The sequence below is a fragment of the Gymnodinialimonas mytili genome (assembly GCF_037544085.1).
In the GTDB taxonomy this organism is placed as follows: domain Bacteria; phylum Pseudomonadota; class Alphaproteobacteria; order Rhodobacterales; family Rhodobacteraceae; genus Gymnodinialimonas; species Gymnodinialimonas mytili.
Genome location: NZ_JBBIFW010000003.1, coordinates 56828 through 75997, shown reverse-complemented (window position 1 = coordinate 75997; position 19170 = coordinate 56828). Strand labels below are relative to the sequence as shown.

The window sequence follows — 19170 nt, the reverse complement described above, 5'->3', positions numbered from 1 at the left end:
CGGTTTTGCCGGAAAAGGGCAAGCATGGCTTGCGAAGCGGCGCGGTTTCGGTGGAAATGGGGGGCGCTTCACCGAGGGGGACCATGGACGCCACCATCTTGATACATTGGGCGGAATTTGCCGTCCGCTGGCTGCACGTGATCACGGCGATTGCCTGGATCGGGTCGAGTTTCTACTTCATCGCGTTGGATCTGGGCCTCAACCGCAATGTCCCCGGACCCGCCGATGGCGAGGAATGGCAGGTCCATGGCGGCGGCTTCTATCACATTCAGAAATATCTGGTCGCGCCCGAGGCGATGCCAGAGCACCTGACCTGGTTCAAATGGGAAAGCTATGCGACCTGGCTGTCGGGTGTGGCGCTGTTGGCGGTGCTCTATTGGGTCGGGGCGGAGCTGTATCTGATCGATCCCAACGTGGCGGATCTGTCGATCTGGGCGGCCATCGCGATTTCCGCCGCGTCGCTGGTTCTGGGCTGGGTCCTCTATGATCGGCTGTGCAAATCGCCCTTGGGCGACCGCCCGCAAGTGATGATGCTGGTGCTGTTTGCGATCATCGTCGCCTTTTCCTGGGGCTACACGCAAGTGTTCACGGGCCGCGCCGCCTTGTTGCATCTGGGCGCCTTCACGGCCACGATCATGACGGCCAATGTGGCGATGATCATCATCCCGAACCAGAAGATCGTGGTGGCCGATCTGAAGGCCGGGCGGACGCCGGACGCGAAATATGGCAAGATCGCCAAGCTCCGCTCCACACATAACAATTACTTAACCTTGCCGGTCATTTTCCTCATGCTGTCCAACCATTATCCGTTGGCATTTGCATCAGAATTTAACTGGATCATTGCCAGCCTGATCTTCCTGATGGGCGTCACGATCCGGCATTTCTTCAACACGATGCATGCGCGCGGCGGCTATAAATGGTGGACATGGGGCGCCACGACGGCGATTTTCGCGGCGATTGTCTGGCTATCGGTCCTGCCGCTGCGCGATGAGGCGCCGCAGGAGGAGGCGGCGCTTAGCGCGGGCCAGCAGGCCTTGATCGCCCATTCCGATTTCGAAGATGTCTTTTGGCTCGTGCAAGGGAACTGCGCCTATTGCCATGCGGCCGAGGTCAGCTATCCGGGGATTGCGGCGGCACCGGGCGGCGTGGTGCTGGAAACCGAGGCGGAGGTCGCGCGCCACGCCCTGCAGATTTACATGCAAGCGGGCGTCAGCCATGCGATGCCACCGCCGAGTCAGGCGTTTCTGGTCGATGAGGACCGCGCCCTGATCCGGCGTTGGTATAGGGGAGAAGGCCTTGAAGAATGAGTTGAAGGCCGCGCTGGCGGCGGGGCGTTTGCAGCGCGGATTGTGGTTGAACCTGCCGGGCACCGTCACGGCCGAGATCGCGGGCCGCGCCGGGTTCGACTGGTGCCTGATTGATGCGGAACATGGGCCGTGGGATCCGGCGGGCCTGCGCGATCAGCTGATTGCCCTGGCGGGGACCGGGACGCCATCGGTCATACGCGTGCCGATGGGTGAGGATTGGGTGATCAAGCAGGTGCTGGATCTGGGCGTGCAGACCGTGCTGGTGCCGATGGTGAACTCTGCGGCCGAGGCCAAGGCGATCGTGCGCGCCTGCCGCTATCCGCCCGACGGCATCCGCGGTATGGGCGCCATGGTGGCGCGGGCCGGGGAATATGGCGGGATCGACGGCTATGCCGCCCGCGCCAATGACGAGATCTGCATTCTGGTCCAGGCCGAAAGCGGTGCCGCGATGGATGCACTGGCAGAGATCACCGCTGTGGACGGGATCGATGGGGTGTTTATCGGCCCCGCCGATCTGGGCGCCGATCTGGGCTATCGCGATGACCTCTCGCATCCCGATCTGTGGGCGGTGGTCGAGTCGGGGATCGAAACCATCCGGGCGGGCGGCAAGTCGGCGGGGATCATCGTTGCCGGAGCCGAGGCCGAGGCGCGCATGGTCGAATTGGGCGTGACCTTCCTGGGCTGCGGCTCGGATGCCAGCATCCTGCACGGCGCCCTGGCCGATCTGGTTGCGGCGCGCCCGTGCTAGTCGATCTGACCCATGGCGATGCCCATGCGGTCATTGATACGGCGCTTGGCAATATCCCGGTTTGGCAGGTGGGCGGCCGCACGCCGCTACACGCCGCGCCGTGGCGGGACGAGCCCGAGATCCAGGACAATCCCGATCTGCCTTTGGTGAACAAACGGCTCGCCGGGGATTTCTTTTGCATGCCGTTCGGGCGCGACGATCTGCACGGATATCCGCCCCACGGGCCCACCGCCAACACGCCCTGGACCCAGATGGGTCATAGCGGTCACACGGCGCGGTTCGTGAATGCGGCGGGCCCCCTGGGGGCTGCCGTCGCGAAAGAGGTTCAGATCAGCGGGCCGAGCCTGTTGCAGCGCCACGTGGTCGACAAAGGCGCGGGCGCGGTCACCTTTGCGCATCATCCGATGGTGCATATGGCCGAAGGGGGGCGCCTGTCCTTCAGCCCCAAACGCGCCGTGATAACCGATCCGACGCCGCAACATGAGGGGCATAATCTGTGGGCGCTCAATCAGTTGCGCAGTGATCTTCATCTGGATTGCGACGATGGCAGCCAATGGGATCTGCGCACTTATCCCGCCGGGCACCTTGTGGAAGATTTCTGCACGCTGGTCGAGGCGCGGGGCGCGGCCCTGGCTTGGACATGCGTGATGCGCAATGCCGAAGACGAGGTGATCCTGGTGCTGAAAGACCCGGTGATGATGCCTGTGACGATGCTGTGGGTCTCGAACGGAGCGCGGGACTTCGTGCCGTGGAATGGGCGCCACACGGGCGTTTTGGGCATCGAAGATGGCCGCGCCTTGGGGTGCCAGGGCCTGGCCGCCGCGACCCGGGACAATGTGCTGACAGCGATGGACGTGCCGACCACGCTGGAACTCAGCAATACCCATGTGATCCGCCATGCGATGGTCTCGCTGCCGCGGCCATCGGGATGGTCGGAACTGGCCTCGGTGACCTTGTCAGGCGCCACATTGATCTTGCACGAGGCGCGGGGTGGCGAGATGTCTGTCGCGTTTCCGGAGGGCTTCTTTTGACCGATCCCGTGATCTTGGTGGATGCCGATGCCTGCCCGGTGAAAGAGGAAATCTACAAGGCCGCCTGGCGCCACGGCATTCCGGTGCGCTTGGTCGCGGGCAGCTATCTGCGGCACCCGGATCATCCGCTGATCACCATGCAGATGGCGGGCGAGGGCTTCGATGCCGCCGATGATCTGATTGCCGAGGCGACGGGCGCCCACAGCCTGGTCATCACCGCCGATATTCTGCTGGCCGAGCGTTGTCTGACGAAAGGCGCTGCCGTCATGGATCCGAAAGGCCGCGCTTTCACCGCCAATTCCATTGGCAGCCAGGTTGCGACCCGCGCAATTATGGCCGATCTGCGCGCCGGGTTGGACGGCCAAGGGATCGGTGGGCAGAAGCCGTTTTCGCAAAAGGACCGCTCAGCATTTTCCAACGCCCTTGAAACCGCGCTCAGACGCTTGAAATAGGAGGCAAAGGGGCGTAGAGCCCGCGCTTCTGGTATAGGTGCCCCATGTCCTTCACGCTTGCCATTGTCGGCCGCCCCAATGTGGGGAAATCGACGCTGTTCAACCGCCTTGTCGGCAAAAAGCTGGCCCTGGTCGATGACCAGCCCGGTGTCACGCGCGATCTGCGCGAAGGCGCCGCGCGGCTGGGCGATCTGCGCTTCACGGTCGTTGATACGGCGGGGCTGGAGGATGCGACCGATGACAGTTTGCAGGGCCGGATGCGCAGGCTCAGCGAACGGGCGGTCGAGATGGCCGATGCCGCCTTGTTCCTGATCGATGCGCGGGCGGGCGTGACCGCGAATGACGAGGTCTTCGCCGATATCCTGCGCCGGTCGGGCAAGCCGGTGCTGTTGGGCGCTAACAAGGCTGAGGGCACTGCCGGGCAATCCGGGATGCTGGAAGCGTTCGGCCTGGGCTTGGGTGAGCCGATTGGCCTGTCGGCGGAACACGGCGAGGGCATGGCGGATCTGTTGGTGGCGCTTCAGCCCCTGGTCGATGCGAAGCCGGTTGAAGAAGCCGATACCGACGTCGATGTCGAGGATGAAGAACGCGTCATAACACCCTCGAAACCCTTGCAAATTGCCGTCGTTGGGCGCCCGAATGCGGGCAAATCCACCCTGATCAACCAGATCATCGGAGAGGATCGCCTGCTAACCGGGCCAGAGGCCGGTATCACTCGCGATGCCATCGCCGTGGGCTTTGAGTGGGAAGGTACACCCTGCCGGATCTTTGACACGGCGGGCATGCGCAAACGGGCCAAAGTGCAGGAAAAGCTCGAAAAACTCAGCGTCGCCGACGGGCTGCGAGCCGTGAAGTTTGCCGAAGTCGTGGTTGTGCTGCTCGACACCGCGATCCCATTTGAGGCGCAGGATCTGCGCATCGCCGATCTGGCCGAGCGTGAGGGGCGCGCGGTGGTTGTGGCGGTCAACAAATGGGATCTGGAAGACGACAAACAGGACAAGCTGAAGCAGTTGAAACAGGGCTTTGAGCGTTTGCTGCCGCAATTGCGCGGCGCGCCTCTGGTGACGGTGTCGGCCAAGACCGGGCGGGGAATGGATCGGCTGCATGCGGCGATCCTCAAGGCCCATGACGTGTGGAACCGCCGTGTCTCCACCGCTCGGTTGAACCAATGGCTGACCGCGATGACCGAGGCGCATCCACCGCCCGCCCCCGGCGGGCGTCGCATCAAGCTGCGTTATATGACACAGGCCAAAACGCGACCGCCCGGTTTCGTCGTCATGTGTTCGCATCCCGACAAGCTGCCAGAGGCCTATTCGCGGTATCTGGTGAACGGCCTGCGTGAGGATTTCGACATGCCCGGCACGCCGATCCGGCTGTGGATGCGGTCACAATCCGATGACAACCCTTACAAGAACCGCAAGAAATCCACGCCCTCGCGGTTGAACAAACACGTCCGCAAGGGCGCCACCAAGAAAAGCTAACGCCATGGCGACGCGTCGAGGCTTGTTGAAAGGGGCGCTGTTTCTGGGCGGCGCCTGGGCCATCATGGCCCGCCCCTGGAACTGGGTCCTGATGCCGGAACTCAGCTATGAGCCGATCGAAGGGCTGGCGCCGTTTCGGCGTTTGGCTAATGGTGGCGATATCTCCGCCGGGGGCGGCAGCGCGGCGGATGCGGTGCTGGTGGGGCTCGATGCGCCTGATCGGGTCGATCCGGCGATCTTGCAACGCTTGCGAGACGATCCAACGGCGGCCTTATGGGACGGCTGGGACGGGACGGGCCCGGTGCCAGTGACCTATTTCACTGATATCCGCTGCCCGATTTGTCGCGTGTTAGAGCCGCGCCTGGCCGCGCTTGACGGTATCCGGTTGACCACACGCGAGTATCCGCTCTTCGGCGACATCTCGGTTCAGGCCGCGCGCGGGATCCTGAGCGCGGCGCAGCAAGGGCAGGGCGAGGCGATGCGCAGCCGCCTGCACAGGGCGCCGCCTGGCCTTGGGGATGACGCGCTTGTGCAGATGGCAGCGGGCCTGGGGCTGGATGCGGCGCGGTTTGAGGCGGATTTGGCCGGACCAGAGGTCGCCGCGCGCTTGGCCGAGGATCGCGGCCTTGCGCAGATCTTCGGCCTGCCCGGCACGCCCGCTTTGATCATCGGGCGCACCAGCGTTGTGGGGCTGCAATCCGTCGATATGTTGGAACAGATCGTGGCCGCCGAACGCGCCTAGGCGCGGCAGCCACGGAAAGTCGATCTTAGCCGTTGGCTTCGCGGATCTTATCGGCGGCCTCTTTGTCGAAGCCCACGCCGTTCTGTTCGAACATCGTGTCCAGCTCACCCGACAAGGTCATCTCGGTGATGATATCGCAGCCACCGACAAATTCGCCCTTCACATAGAGCTGTGGGATGGTCGGCCAGTCGGAGAAATCCTTGATCCCCTGCCGGATGCCATCATCGGCCAGCACGTTCACATCGGCGAAATCGACGCCCATATAGTTCAAGACCCCCGCCACGCGGGACGAGAACCCGCATTGCGGCATCGTCTTAGTGCCTTTCATGAACAGCACAACGTCATTGGCGGTGATGGTTTCCTTGATCTGATCTTCAGCGCTCATGGCGGCGTGTCCTTTGATCGTCGATCCGCACCGGGATCGGGTTGAGCTGTTGCCGCACGGGGCGGAAGAGAAGGGCGAAGGGTCCGACAAGCGCGATGAAGGCGCCGTTGAGGAAGGCTTTCATGTGATTTCACTTTCGGTTTCTGGGCATTATTGCCTTGGTATAGTGCTGTGGATCGCGCGGTACGGTCCAACTGCGAGAGCTTTCGCCGAAGCCATTCCCATCCGAGGGATTTACGCTGGCGGAATGCAGCAGCACAGAGCCCTCTCCAGATGGGGCGCCCGGTTTTGCCGATCCGTAGGCGCGCTTGCGTCTTTCGCTCAGAACAATTCCGGCGAGACCCCCTACGGCGATCAGGGCGATAGAGCCCCAAACGAAAAGCGTGATACCGGTCACTATTCCGGTGCCTTTGTCGTCAATGCGAGGGCGTGCAATTCACCGGACGGGCCGTCCATTTTTCCCTTCAGCGCGGCATAGACGGCGCGTTGCTGTTGAACGCGGTTTTTGCCGCGAAAGCTTTCATCGACCACCATCGCAGCCATATGCACGCCGTCATCACCACTGACTTCGATTTTGGCGTCGGGAAATGTCTCACGCAGAAGCGCTTCGATTTCGGGGGCTTGCATGGGCATGGCGGGCGTCCTCGACTGCTTTACTCAGGAATGTAGTTCTCTGCGCCCAGGGCCGCAAGCGGTGGTCGCAGAGATCGGGACGGCGCCTTAGGCGAATGCCTCGGCGAAACTATCGGCCCAATTCTCCGACAGGTCCGACAGGGGCGCGCCAGACTTCCCAAACCAGATCGTGTCGCCGCCGACCTTGCCTACACTTGTCACGTAGACGCCCGCCCGGCCCGCCGCGATCATCAGCGCCTCGGCCTTGTCGAAACTGGTCGAGATCAGATAGCGGCCCTGGTCTTCGCCAAACAAGGTCGCGGTGTCGGCCACATCCAGGATCACGCCGCATCCCGCCGCTTGCGCGATTTCGAACGCGGCCAGGGCCAAGCCGCCATCGCTCAGGTCCGTACAGGCGCCGATCCATTCGCGTTGGGCGAGAATGAAGTCGCCATTGCGCTTCTCGGTCTCCAGATCGACCGCGGGCGCATCGCCGTCTTCGCGGTTGAAGACCTCGGCCAGCAGCGCGGATTGGCCCAGGTGGCCCCCGGTCTCACCCACCAACAGCAGCACGTGGCCGTCGCGCGCCACGCCGGAAATCAGATCATCCAAGCTGTCGAGCAGCCCGACCGCGCCAATGGTGGGCGTGGGCAGGATGCCCTGGCCGTCGGTTTCGTTATAAAGCGACACATTGCCCGACACGATAGGCATATCCAGCGCCAGACAGGCGGCACCGATGCCCTGGATTGCGCCGACAAACTGCCCCATGATCTCAGGCTTTTCGGGGTTGCCGAAATTCATGTTGTCGGTTGTGGCAAGCGGCTTGGCCCCCACCGCGACCAGGTTGCGATAGGCTTCGGCGACGGCCTGTTTACCGCCTTCGACCGGGTTGGCCTTCACGTAGCGCGGCGTCACGTCCGAGGTGAAGGCCAGCGCCTTGTCGGTGCCGTGCACACGCACAACGCCCGCGCCGAGGCCGGGCGCAAGAACCGTATCGGCCATAACCTGGCTGTCATATTGCTGATAGGCCCAGGCGCGGCTGCAGTAATTGGGCGAGGCCAGCAGCGCGCGCAACCCGTCAATCGGGTCGATTTCGGGCACCGCATCCATCTCGGGCAAGGGCTCGGTCGGAACCCAGGGGCGATCGTATTCCGGGGCGGTCGAGGCGAGTTTTGACAAGGGCAAATCCGCTTTGACCTCGCCATTGTGCATGATCAGGAAACGGTCTTCGGCAATCGTCTCGCCCACAATGGCGAAATCCAGATCCCATTTCTCGAACACGGCGCGGGCAGCAGCTTCGAGTTCGGGTTTCAGGACCATCAACATGCGTTCCTGGGATTCCGACAGCATCATCTCATAGGCGGTCATGTGGTCTTCGCGCTGGGGCACGTTTTCCAGATCCAGCCGCACGCCCAACCCGCCTTTGTCGCCCATTTCCACCGCCGAACAGGTCAGGCCAGCGGCGCCCATATCCTGGATCGAGATCACCGCGCCAGTGGCCATCAGCTCCAGCGTGGCCTCCATCAGGCGCTTTTCGGTGAAGGGGTCGCCGACCTGCACGGTGGGGCGCTTGTCTTCGATTGTGTCGTCAAATTCAGCCGAGGCCATGGTCGCGCCGCCAACGCCATCGCGCCCGGTCTTCGCGCCCAGATACACGACCGGCATACCGACGCCCGAAGCCGCGCTGTAGAAAATCTTGTCGCTATCGGCCAGCCCCGCGGCAAAGGCGTTGACCAGACAATTTCCGTTATAGGCGGGGTGAAAGCGGATCTCACCGCCCACGGTCGGAACGCCAAAACAATTGCCGTAGCCGCCAATGCCCTCAACAACGCCATGGACAAGCTGGCGGGTTTTGGGATGGGCCGGTTCACCGAAGCTAAGCGCATTCATCGCCGCTATGGGGCGCGCACCCATGGTGAAGACGTCTCGCAGGATGCCCCCAACGCCCGTCGCGGCACCTTGATAGGGCTCGATATAGCTGGGGTGATTGTGGCTCTCCATCTTGAAGACCACGGCCTGGCCATCACCGATATCGACCACGCCCGCATTCTCTCCGGGGCCGCAGATCACCTGGGGCCCTTCGGTGGGCAGGGTCCGCAGCCATTTCTTGGAAGATTTGTAGGAACAATGCTCGTTCCACATCGCCGAAAAGATGCCAAGCTCGGTATAATTCGGCGCACGGTTCAGGATCCGAACAACCTCATCATATTCCTCCGGTGTAAAGCCATGGGCGGCGATGAGGTCGGGTGTGATGGTCGGATCTGTCATGCGGATGTCCCCAGTTTTGCGCCTGTCATAAGGGGCTCAGGCGGCGGGGGAAAGGCTTAGAGCGCGCGGCGAAAGATCAGGGCCGTGGGGCGGTCATAGCCGGGATGGCGGAATTCGCGGGTGACCGTGAAACCAAGCGCCCGGTAGGTTGCATGATTTTCGGTCAGTTCAATGCGCGTGTATAGCTGCAAACCATCCAGGCCAAGCGCTGTGGCGCGCGCGGCGGCTGCCTCGATCATAGCGCGGGCGAGGCCCTGGCGCCGGTGGCTGTCGGCGACAGCGACCTTGCCGATCTCGTAAAACCGGCCCTCCGGTCTGCCGAACCCGCAGGCAACCGGATCGGCGCCCTCTCGGGCAAGAAATAGATCCTCGTCAGCCGCTTTCTGGGCGATATCGGCCTGGGTCATCGTTGTCAGGAAAGAGGGCGGGTCGATCCGGCCTTCCATCGGCGCATAAGCCGCCCGCAACAGGGCTTCCAGCGCGGGCCAATCGTCAAATTCAGGGTTTGTTTCCATATCGGAAACCATCGTTGCCCCCTTGATATGCCAAAAAAAAGGCCGAGACGAATCTCGGCCGAAGTCCAACAGGGAGGTATCGAACCGCAACAAGTGCCGCATCCGATACACGATGAAGTAAGAGGCACAGAGCCCCCAATCAAGGCAAAAGGGGTATTGACTATGCAAACCCGGTATGTCTGTGGCGCATAGCACACAGACTAAGAGAGGTTTTTAATGCGTTTTAAACATCCGGCGCCGCTTCAACCTCACGTTGTCTGCGGCGATAGGCGATCACCTCCTCGGTGACAAAATCGCGGAAGACTTCGATCCGCCGTGACTGCCGTAATTCTTCGGGATAGGCCAGGAAAACAGGGACTTCAGCGGATTCAACCTCTGGCAGAACACGCACCATCTCGGGGAATTCCTGCGTCAGATAATCGGGCAGGACGCCGATGCCGAGATTGTGGATCACCGCTTGCAACACGCCAAAGTAATTGTTGACTGAAAGCGTTGATCCTATGTCGTAGCTTAACAACTCTCGCACCAAAAGCGCGCCCGCTGACACCTGCGCCGCAGACGCGTTTTGCGAAATCAAGCGGTGGGCGCCCAGATCATCAAGCGTGTCGGGTGTGCCGTTTTTCTCCAGATATTCGGGCGAGGCATAGAGGCACATATTGATCGTCATCAGACGCCGGCGGATCAGGTCGGCTTGGCTGGGCTCCTTCATGCGGATCGCCACATCGGCCTCGCGCATGGGCAGGTCGAGCAACCGTTCTTCCAGCATCAGGTCGATCTTCAGGTCGGGATATTTGGCATACAAAGCAGGCAGGCGGGGGGCGAGCCAAAGCGATCCGAAGCCGATGGTGGTGGTCACCCGCAACTCGCCAAACACCTCTTCCTCGCTGTCGCGGATCCGGGCGGAGGCCGCATCGAGGCGTTTGGTCATGGCGCGGGTGGCGTCAAACAGCAGCTCACCCTGTTCGGTCAGGATCAGCCCTCGGGCATGACGGTGGAACAATGTGGTGTTCAGGCCGTCTTCCAGCGCACGGATCTGACGGCTGACGGCGGACTGGCTCAGATGCAGCGTATCACCGGCATGGGTCAGCGAGCCAGCCGCCGCAACCGCATGAAAAATACGTAATTTGTCCCAATCCATACTGGCACCTTCCCGCGGCATACAAGCGCGCAACCTATGCGCGCGCCATTGCGCTTGCAAAGATAAATTTAGATTTCAGATACGGGTTTGATGGCGATGCCCAATTCCTATGCACGAGGATGTGAGCGTATTTTCCGTAGACAGGTCAGACTTATTGACCTATGATGGGCGGACAAACTAGCCAGCACAGGAGGATCCCCATGGGAGTGCAGCCGGTTTCGCTCGACGATAAGTTCGACCTTTCGAAATCCACGGTTTTGCTGAACGGCACCCAGGCCCTGGTCCGGTTGATGCTGATGCAAAAGGCCCGCGACAGGGCGGCCGGGCTGAACACGGCGGGGCTTGTCTCCGGCTATCGTGGATCGCCCCTTGGTGCGGTGGATTTGCAGATGGCGCGCGCCGAAAAGCGGTTGGCCGCCGAAGATATTCAATTCAAACCGGGCCTCAACGAAGATCTGGCCGCGACCGCCCATTGGGGCGCGCAGCAGGCGGAGTTGCGCGGGGAAGGGCGGTTCGATGGCGTCTTTGGCCTGTGGTACGGCAAGGGCCCAGGCGTGGACCGCACCGGCGATGTGATGCGCCATGTGAACATGGCAGGAACCTCACGCCACGGCGGCGTCATCATGGCCATGGGCGATGACCATACCGGCGAAAGCTCCACCGTCTGCCACCAGAGCGATTGGGCGATGATCGATGCGCATATGCCGGTGCTCAGCCCGGCCGGTGTGCAGGAGATCCTGGATTATGGCGCCTATGGCTATGCGCTCAGCCGGTATTCGGGGCTTTGGGTCGGTCTGAAATGTCTGAAAGACACGGTCGAGGCGACGGCCGTCGTGGACGGGCGCCCGAACCGGATGGTGTTCAGATTGCCCGATTTCGATCTGCCCGAGGGCGGGTTGAATATTCGCCTGGGCGACCATTGGATCCCGCAAGAGGAGCGTCTTCTCGAACATAAGCGGTGGGCGGCGGAGGCGTTTTCCCACGCCAATCGCCTGGACAAACGCGTGCTCGGCAAACCCGGCGCCAAGATCGGCCTGGTGGCGGCAGGGAAAAACTGGCTCGACCTTGTCTCAGCCCTGTCAGCCCTGGGCATCGATGAAACCGAGGCCGAGCGCCTGGGCGTGACGACCTATAAGGTCGGTCAGACCTGGCCGCTAGACATGGCCGGCTTCCACGATTGGGCCGAGGGCCTTGATCTGATCGTGGTGGTCGAGGAAAAGCGCAAGCTGATCGAGGTGCAGGTCAAAGAGGCGATCTTCGATGATCGCCGTGGGCGCCGCGTCTATGGCTACAAGGATGGCACCGGGAAAACCCTGTTCCCGCAGCATTTCGCGCTCGATCCCGGGGATATCGCGATTAAGTTGGGCCGCATTTTGATAGAAGAAGGCCGACGGACGGATCGGATCGAGGCCGGGATTGCTCGGGTGGAAGAGGCCATGCGCGCCAGCAACGCGCCGGATCTGGCCACGCGCACGCCCTGGTTCTGTTCGGGCTGCCCACATAACTCCTCCACCAAGGTCCCCGACGGATCGCGCGCGGGCGCAGGCATTGGCTGCCATTTCATGGCCAAGTGGATGGATCGCGAGACCGAGGCCTATACCCATATGGGGGGCGAAGGCGTCAATTGGATTGGCGAGTCGCTGTTTTCCACTCGCGACCACATGTTCCAGAACCTGGGCGAGGGCACCTATAACCATTCGGGCATCCTCGCCATCCGGGCCGCCTTGGCGGCGGACACCAACATCACCTACAAGATCCTGTTCAACGATGCGGTTGCGATGACGGGTGGCCAGCCCAATGAGGGGGAATTGGACCCCGCGCGCATCGCCCACGAGGTTCAGGCGATGGGTGTCGAGCACATTGCGCTGGTTTACGACCCGAAGGAACAGGTCGATTTCACCGCCTTCCCGCGCCGCGTCGAACGCCACACCCGCGACAATCTGATGTCGGTGCAAGAGCGGTTTGCGAAGATCAAAGGCGTTTCCGCGATCATCTATGTGCAGACCTGCGCCGCTGAGAAACGCCGCCGCCGCAAGCGCGGCACGTTCCCCGATATCGACAAGCGCATCTTCATCAACACGGATGTCTGCGAGGGCTGCGGCGATTGCGGTGTGCAATCCAATTGCGTGTCCATTGTGCCGGTGGAAACCGAGCTCGGCCGCAAACGCGCCATCGACCAATCGACCTGTAACAAGGATTTCTCCTGCGTGAAGGGCTTTTGCCCGTCCTTTGTGACGCTTGAAGGTGCCGTGATCCGCAAAGAGGCCACGGCTTCGGTGGATCTGGACGGGTTACCCGACCCCGACCTGCCGGTTATCGACGGCACGCATAACGTGCTTGTCACAGGTGTGGGCGGCACCGGCGTGGTGACGATCGGGGCCGTTATGGCCCAGGCGGCCCAGCTCGACCGCAAGGGCGCGGGCATGATCGAGATGGCGGGCCTGGCACAGAAGGGCGGCGCGGTCTCGATCCATCTGCGCCTGGCCAATGACCCTGCTGATATCGCCGCGATCCGCGTTGGCGCGGGGCAGGCCGATACGGTGATCGGCGGCGATCTGGTCGTGACGGGCGGGGCTAAAACGCTGGGTCTGATGACGACGGGGCGCACCGGGGCCGCGGTCAATAGCCACGAGATCACCACCGGGGATTTCACGCTGAACACCGAATTTACCATTCCTGGCAAAGACTTGCAGATCGCCCTAGAAGCGCGATTGCGCGACAGGCTGGTGCTGTTTGACGCGACCGAGTTGGCGCGTGTGCTGCTGGGAGACTCGATCTTCTCCAATATGATGGTGTTCGGTGCCGCCTGGCAGATGGGCCTGGTGCCGCTGAGCCGTGAGGCGATTGTCGAGGCCATTGGGATGAATGGCGCGGCGGTTGAGGCGAACCGGCAGGCCTTTGAGATGGGCCGATGGGCGGTTCTGAACCCCGAAGAGGCCGAGGCGCTGGTGCAGCCCAATGTCGTGGATATGCCGCGCACATTGGAAGACAAGATCGCCTATCGCGCCAAACACCTCGAAGCCTATCAAAATGCGGATCTGGCGGCGCGATATCGGGCGCTGGTCGATGGGATCGAGGATACAGATCTGCGAGAGGCCGTCGCCAAAGGGTATCATAAGCTCCTGGCCTACAAGGACGAATACGAGGTCGCGCGGCTACATTTGGAGACCAAGGCCAAGGCCTTGGCGCAATTCGGGCCGGGCTTTCGGATGACCTACCATCTGGCGCCGCCGCTTTTGCCCGGAAAGGAGGCCAATGGACGCCCCAAGAAGCGCGAGTTTGGGCCTTGGATGGGCCATGTCTTCCGTCGCTTGGCCGCGCTGAAACACTTGCGGGGCACGCGCTGGGATCCGTTTGGCTACACCGCGGAGCGACGGATGGAGCGTGCGCTGATCATGCAATACAAGGCGGATATGGCGGCATGGCTGCCCCATGCTGATGAGGTGCAGCGCGAGGCGCTGATCGCACTGGCGGAATTGCCCCTGAGCATTCGCGGCTTCGGTCCGGTCAAAGAGGCGAATGCCGCCAAGGCGGCAAAGCGGCGTTTGGAATTGCTCAGCGTATTGGAAACCGGTGAGCCCGAAACGCGGCAAGCGGCGGAATAGGGCGGCGGGCGCTCCCGCATCTCCCTCGGCCTGCGGCCTCCGGGATTTGGGCCAGGCGCGCCTTCGCCTTCGGCGCTGTCGGCGCGCCCCAGCGCTGAGCTTGGGTGATGCGCAGGGATGTTTAGGTCATCGAGGAGCGGGAGGTGGAGCGTTCCCCAGAGCGGCGGCAAAGGTGGCCTTTCGGGCTTGCGGATGGGTGCGTGTCGTAAACGCTAGGGCTGCATCAAGGCACGAACAGCGTCACCGAGTTCCTTGAAAAGCTTCATACGTAGGCCACCCTCTGGACCACAACGTAGAGCGATTGAGAGGCGCATTAGGGGCCGAGTGGGCATCGCGCGACCATCGGCGTGGGCGGTGGCCATTTTGGCTGCATAGGTGAGGGGACGGTCCGTCATCCTGCAGGGCCCTGTCCAGCGCCGTAAGCCGCCGCAAAGTTTACAGCCGTAAACCAAGCCTTTTCAGGGAGTTGGCCGCAACTTCGAACACCCGCGAAGCTCGCGCAAACCCTCAGGCATCCGGTGTGATCAGCCCAAGACCGCGCAGATAGATGCCGATCCCGGCCTCCAGCAGATCCTCGGGCGGGAAGGGGGCATTGGCGCCGGGGCGTCCGCGGGCGAACAACTCCACCACGCCGTGGCTGAGCGCCCAGATATGGGCGGAGAACATCGTGGGCGGCGGACGCTTTTCGGGTGGAATGTGTTCGGACAGGGCTTCCGCCGCGCGCTCCAGCACTTCACGCGACTTGTTGGCGGCCGCGGCCAATTCGGGCGTCGCGTTGCTGGAGGTGCCGCTTTCGAACATCGCCATGTAATGGCCCGGAAATTTGCGGGCAAAGGCCAGATAGGCGCGTCCCGTCGCCTCAAACGCCGCCAGGGCGGAGGGTTTGCCATCCGCAAATGCGTGTTCCATCAGATCGGCGAACATCTCATGGCCCTGGCGGGCACATTCCGCGATCAACGTCTCGCGGCCGTCAAAATGGCGATAAACGGCCGCCGGTGTCACGCCGGCATTCTTCGCGGCCTCCGACAGGGTGAAGCCCGTCGGTCCCTTCTGCTCGATCAGACGCAGGGCCGCATCGACGAGCGCCTGTTTGAGGTTGCCGTGGTGGTAGCCGCTTTTGGGCATCGATCAGCCCTTCACCGCGCCGGGATCGGACCACATTTCGGGCCCGCCGGTGATCGATTGATCCGGCGCGCGCACCACATCCTCGTCTTTCCCTGGATAATCCAAGTCGCACAAAACCGCGCGGATCACGGCCAGGCGTGCCCGGCGTTTGTCGTCTGAGCGGATGACCACCCAGGGCGCGGCATCGCTGTGGCTGCGGGTCAGCGTGTCGGCGATGGCTTCGGAATAGGCATCCCAACGCTGCAGACCCTCAACATCGATCCAGCTGAGCTTCCATTGTTTCAACCGATCGTCCTCACGGTCCAAAAACCGGCGAAGCTGTTCTGCGCGTCCGACATTCAACCAGATCTTCGTGAGGTGAATGCCGTCGCCCACAATCATCTGCTCAACCGATGGCAGTTGCGCAAAGAACGCCTCGCGCTCAGTGTCTGTGCAGAACCCAAAAACCTGTTCGACCACGCCGCGATTGTACCAGGAGCGGTCGAAAAGCTTGATCTCACCGGCATTGGGCAAATGCTTGATATAGCGCTGAAAATACCATTGCCCCTGTTCGACCTCGCTCGGCTTCGAGAGGGCGACAACCGAGGCGTGGCGCGGGTTCAGATTTTGGCGAATGCGCTTGATGGATCCGCCTTTGCCCGCCGCATCCCGGCCTTCGAACACCACCGCAATGCGCGCGCCGGTCTCGCGCACCCAAGCCAGCATTTTGACCAGCTCGACCTGGAGCGCTTCGAGCTGATCTTCGTAATCGTCGCGGTCGAGCCGGGCGTCATAGGGATAGGAGGGATCAAGCACCTTGCCCTTGCTGGCCTCCTCGATCTGCTCACGTACCCAATCCGGCGCACCGGTCTTGAAAAACGCGCTGATCGCACCGTCAAAGGGTTTTCCCATGATCTTGCCTGCCTCGTGATTATGTTATGCCCTATTACATTAGGGATGCAGGGCCCGCCATGCAAATGCCTACTGGCGCAGACCTGCGCGGATGGCGACCCGGTCGATGGCGTCGACCACGGCTTGGGGGTCGGCATGGTGCGGCATATGACCGACGCCCTCCATGACCACCAGATTGGCGCCTGGGATCTGCGTGCTGAGCGGTTCCGAATGCACTTGAAGGGGCACCGTCAGATCGGCATCGCCGTGCAGGATTTCGACTGGCATATCGATCTCACCATACCGTGGCACCATCGCTTCGATCTGGGGCAATAGGCCGGTACGTTGGCGCGCATTTTCCAGCAGCGAGAAGCGCCGCAGGATCAGGCCGGGGCCATAATGCTCTGCAAAGCCCTCAGGCGCCGGTTGCGGCGTGAACACGCTCTCGATGCTGGAGATCAGCGTCGCGTCCGGCACCCAGGCCGACAGAAGGGCCGCGACGGCGGGGCCGCTGACGGAATTGCCCAACAGCGCGTAATAGGTGCCTTGGCCGCCCTCCCACGGGTTGGAGGCGCCCGCCAGATTGACGAGGCCCGCGATGTTGTCCCGTCGTTCCAGCGCCCAAGCGAGTGCGACCGCGCCGCCATAGGAATGGCCGACGACAATGGGCCTCTGGGCGCCCAGGGCGATGGCGGCATCGGCCAGCAGGCGCGCCTGATCCGCGGCTGAGGCATTGCGCCCGATCATGTCGGTATAGCCCAGGCCGGGCCGATCAAAAGCCAGCACGCGGTAACTGCCGGAAAGCCGCCCGACCATGTCGAAGGTCCAGTCATTCACATTGCCGGACGCGCCGTGGATCAACACGACGGGCGGACCGTCGCCTTCATCGACATAGTGGACGCGGGTTCCGTTCACCTCGATGAACTGACCCGCAGGCGGATGGGCCGCCTCTGCCGCGGCTTCCCGCACCGAGGCGCGCCATAAAGTTGCGATTGCCGCAATCGCCAGAAGGCCCAGGATCCAGAACAAAGCTTTCATCGCCGCAAATCCGTGCTGGCTTCCCCGATCAGTTCGATATCGAACGGTGTGGTCAGATAGATCTCGGAAATCCAATTGCCATAGAGCAGATGCGCGTGGGACCGCCACCTATTCAGCGGCGCGCGCGTCGGGTCGTCTTCGGGATAGTAATTCACCGGGACATTGATCGGTGTGCCCGCATCCACATCGCGGTCATATTCCTGCTTCAGCGTGTCGCTGTCATATTCGAAATGGTTGAAGACATAGAGCGCGCGATGCGCGGCATCCTCGACCAGGGCGGGGCCGACCTCATCCGATCCGATCAGCACCTTGAGGCCCGCGGCCCGCATCTCATCCTCGCGCATCTCGGTCCAGCGGCTGACGGGCATCAGCACATCATCCGAGAAGCCGCGCAGATAGGGGGAGGCGGGCGCCTTGTTCTGGTGGCGGAAACATCCAAACGCCTTCGCGTCCAGGATGTGTTTCGGCACACCGTTCAGGTGATAGGCCATCGCCATGCCGCCCCAGCAGATGCCGAAGGTGGAATGCACATGGGTCTGGGTCCAATCCATGACCTGTTTGAGTTCGTCCCAATAGGTGACATCCTCGAAATCCAGATGCTCGATAGGGGCGCCGGTGATCAGCAAGCCGTCGAATTTTTCACCGCTGGCCGCAACTTCCGAGAACGGGCGATAAAACGCCTCCATATGTTCGGCAGAGGTGTTGCGCGTTTCGTGATCCGACATGCGGATCAGGTGGAAATCGATCTGCAACGGCGTCGCGCCGATCAGGCGCGCGAATTGCGTCTCGGTCTGGATCTTTTTCGGCATCAGGTTCAGCAACCCGATGCGCAGCGGGCGGATATCCTGCTGTGCCGCGCCCCGCTCGGGCATGACCATGACACCTTCGCGCGCAAGAACGTCGTAGGCGGGCAGGGTGTCGGGCAAGGTGATGGGCATGGGATCGGGCCGTTTGCGAGGGTCGGGAGCGTCGATTTAGGCGGGCGCGGCGGCGGTGCCAAGGGCGCGCGCGATCATCTCTTCGGCATCGGCGGCGTCACGCACCGTTTCGACGTCTGCTGCGCTGACGGCGACACCCCAATTCCGCGCCATGGCGGCGTAAAGCGGCGCACGGTGGTGGATCACCTGCGTGAAGGCATGGACGGCAAAGTCATCGGGGTCGACCTGGCCTTCGGCTAGCCCGGTTTCGGCCAAATAAGCGTTCCAGATCGTGTCCAGCATCTCGGGTCGGTAGTAGATCGGCTTGGGATCGGCGCGGTAGCGGCGGATCAACTCGGCCCCATGGCCGTCGGGGCTCTCGATCCAGATCATCAGCGTTTGGCTGGACAAGGCGCTCAACACCTCGTCACTTGGGTCGTCAGGCGCGACCACTTCGCAGATCGACCCGCCAGTATCGCAGATGAAGTTCGGATAGCCGTAGACATCGCGCGCGCGATCGATAAACGGCTCGGTATCCAGCAGCGCGTTGACCTCGGCGCGGCGGTGCAGGGCTTGGCGGCGCTGATATTCGGCGAAGGGCAGGCCGCCTTTGGCGGGATCGCCGGGCTTGCCCAGAAAGGTCGACAGCGGCGCGAGATTGTTGAAGGTGATGTTCGAGCCGACATAGATGGAATCCGACCGAAGCAGCTCGGCCAGGAACGGCACCTGCATGGCCTGCCGTTTGAGATTGTCGGTGATGTACTCGCCCATATAAGCGGTGCCGATGCGGTAATCGACCGAGTAGTGAAACCAATCGCCGCCCGCGCGCAACAGGCTGGCAAGGCGGGTTTTGCCCAGGCCTGACATCCCGAACACGGCAATGCGTTTTTCGGGGGCGTCGCGGAAGGCTGCCGGGCTGTCATAAAGGCGTTTCAT

At 62.4% G+C, this 19170-nt stretch carries 18 protein-coding genes; 7 read left to right on the top strand and 11 right to left on the bottom strand.

All coding sequences use genetic code 11. The annotated features are described in order from the left end of the window. Positions 1–83: 83 nt before the first annotated feature. The 6 genes from V8J82_RS14580 to V8J82_RS14555 are packed head-to-tail and all read left to right on the top strand — an operon-like array spanning position 84 to position 5761. Positions 84–1307, top strand: coding sequence for a urate hydroxylase PuuD (locus tag V8J82_RS14580; RefSeq protein WP_339976127.1), 1224 nt, complete (start codon positions 84–86; stop codon positions 1305–1307). Next, positions 1297–2055, top strand: a complete 759-nt coding sequence (locus V8J82_RS14575; protein WP_339976126.1) for an HpcH/HpaI aldolase family protein — start codon at positions 1297–1299, stop codon at positions 2053–2055. The genes V8J82_RS14580 and V8J82_RS14575 overlap by 11 nt, the downstream gene beginning before the upstream one ends. Next, on the top strand, positions 2049–3086 hold the full coding sequence (locus V8J82_RS14570) for a hypothetical protein (protein WP_339976125.1): 1038 nt from the start codon (positions 2049–2051) through the stop codon (positions 3084–3086). The genes V8J82_RS14575 and V8J82_RS14570 overlap by 7 nt, the downstream gene beginning before the upstream one ends. After that, complete coding sequence (locus V8J82_RS14565) at positions 3083–3538, top strand: YaiI/YqxD family protein (RefSeq protein ID WP_339976124.1); 456 nt, start codon at positions 3083–3085, stop codon at positions 3536–3538. Before V8J82_RS14570 ends, V8J82_RS14565 begins: the two co-directional genes overlap by 4 nt. A 44-nt stretch (positions 3539–3582) precedes the next feature. Next, a complete protein-coding gene (der, locus tag V8J82_RS14560; protein ID WP_339976123.1) occupies positions 3583–5019 on the top strand; it encodes a ribosome biogenesis GTPase Der in 1437 nt (478 codons plus the stop codon). A gap of 4 nt (positions 5020–5023) precedes the next feature. Further along, positions 5024–5761, top strand: coding sequence for a DsbA family protein (locus tag V8J82_RS14555; protein ID WP_339976122.1), 738 nt, complete (start codon positions 5024–5026; stop codon positions 5759–5761). A gap of 25 nt (positions 5762–5786) precedes the next feature. Here the strand turns inward: V8J82_RS14555 and grxD are convergent, their stop codons facing one another. The 6 genes from grxD to V8J82_RS14525 all read right to left on the bottom strand — a co-directional run bounded on the left by grxD (position 5787) and on the right by V8J82_RS14525 (position 10679). Then, a complete protein-coding gene (gene grxD / locus V8J82_RS14550; RefSeq protein WP_339976121.1) occupies positions 5787–6146 on the bottom strand; it encodes a Grx4 family monothiol glutaredoxin in 360 nt (119 codons plus the stop codon). Further along, entirely contained in the window at positions 6136–6270 is a 135-nt protein-coding gene (locus V8J82_RS14545) for a hypothetical protein (protein WP_339976120.1), read from the bottom strand. Before V8J82_RS14545 ends, grxD begins: the two co-directional genes overlap by 11 nt. 272 nt (positions 6271–6542) lie before the next feature. Beyond that, entirely contained in the window at positions 6543–6779 is a 237-nt protein-coding gene (locus V8J82_RS14540) for a BolA/IbaG family iron-sulfur metabolism protein (RefSeq protein ID WP_339976119.1), read from the bottom strand. A gap of 87 nt (positions 6780–6866) precedes the next feature. Next, positions 6867–9026, bottom strand: a complete 2160-nt coding sequence (gene purL, locus V8J82_RS14535) for a phosphoribosylformylglycinamidine synthase subunit PurL (RefSeq protein ID WP_339976118.1) — start codon at positions 9024–9026, stop codon at positions 6867–6869. 56 nt (positions 9027–9082) lie between these two features. Further along, positions 9083–9541, bottom strand: coding sequence for a GNAT family N-acetyltransferase (locus V8J82_RS14530; RefSeq protein ID WP_339976117.1), 459 nt, complete (start codon positions 9539–9541; stop codon positions 9083–9085). A gap of 223 nt (positions 9542–9764) precedes the next feature. Further along, on the bottom strand, positions 9765–10679 hold the full coding sequence (locus V8J82_RS14525) for a LysR family transcriptional regulator (protein WP_339976116.1): 915 nt from the start codon (positions 10677–10679) through the stop codon (positions 9765–9767). 200 nt (positions 10680–10879) lie between these two features. Here V8J82_RS14525 and V8J82_RS14520 point away from each other — a divergent pair, with 200 nt between their 5' ends. Then, the gene (locus V8J82_RS14520) at positions 10880–14284 is read left to right on the top strand and encodes an indolepyruvate ferredoxin oxidoreductase family protein (RefSeq protein WP_339976115.1); all 3405 of its coding nucleotides are present in this window, start codon (positions 10880–10882) and stop codon (positions 14282–14284) included. 507 nt (positions 14285–14791) lie between these two features. On the opposite strand, the gene V8J82_RS14515 is transcribed toward V8J82_RS14520, so the two are convergent. The 5 genes from V8J82_RS14515 to V8J82_RS14495 all read right to left on the bottom strand — a co-directional run bounded on the left by V8J82_RS14515 (position 14792) and on the right by V8J82_RS14495 (position 19170). Then, a complete protein-coding gene (locus tag V8J82_RS14515) occupies positions 14792–15409 on the bottom strand; it encodes a TetR/AcrR family transcriptional regulator (RefSeq protein WP_339976114.1) in 618 nt (205 codons plus the stop codon). Positions 15410–15412: 3 nt separating this feature from the next. Beyond that, entirely contained in the window at positions 15413–16300 is an 888-nt protein-coding gene (gene ppk2 / locus V8J82_RS14510) for a polyphosphate kinase 2 (RefSeq protein ID WP_339976113.1), read from the bottom strand. Positions 16301–16369: 69 nt separating this feature from the next. Continuing rightward, on the bottom strand, positions 16370–17317 hold the full coding sequence (locus V8J82_RS14505) for an alpha/beta fold hydrolase (protein WP_339976112.1): 948 nt from the start codon (positions 17315–17317) through the stop codon (positions 16370–16372). Then, positions 17314–18255 carry a homoserine O-succinyltransferase gene (locus V8J82_RS14500; RefSeq protein ID WP_339976111.1) on the bottom strand — a complete coding sequence of 314 codons (942 nt, stop codon included), beginning with the start codon at positions 18253–18255 and terminating at the stop codon, positions 17314–17316. Before V8J82_RS14500 ends, V8J82_RS14505 begins: the two co-directional genes overlap by 4 nt. A gap of 36 nt (positions 18256–18291) precedes the next feature. Beyond that, positions 18292–19170, bottom strand: coding sequence for an ATPase (locus tag V8J82_RS14495; RefSeq protein ID WP_339976110.1), 879 nt, complete (start codon positions 19168–19170; stop codon positions 18292–18294).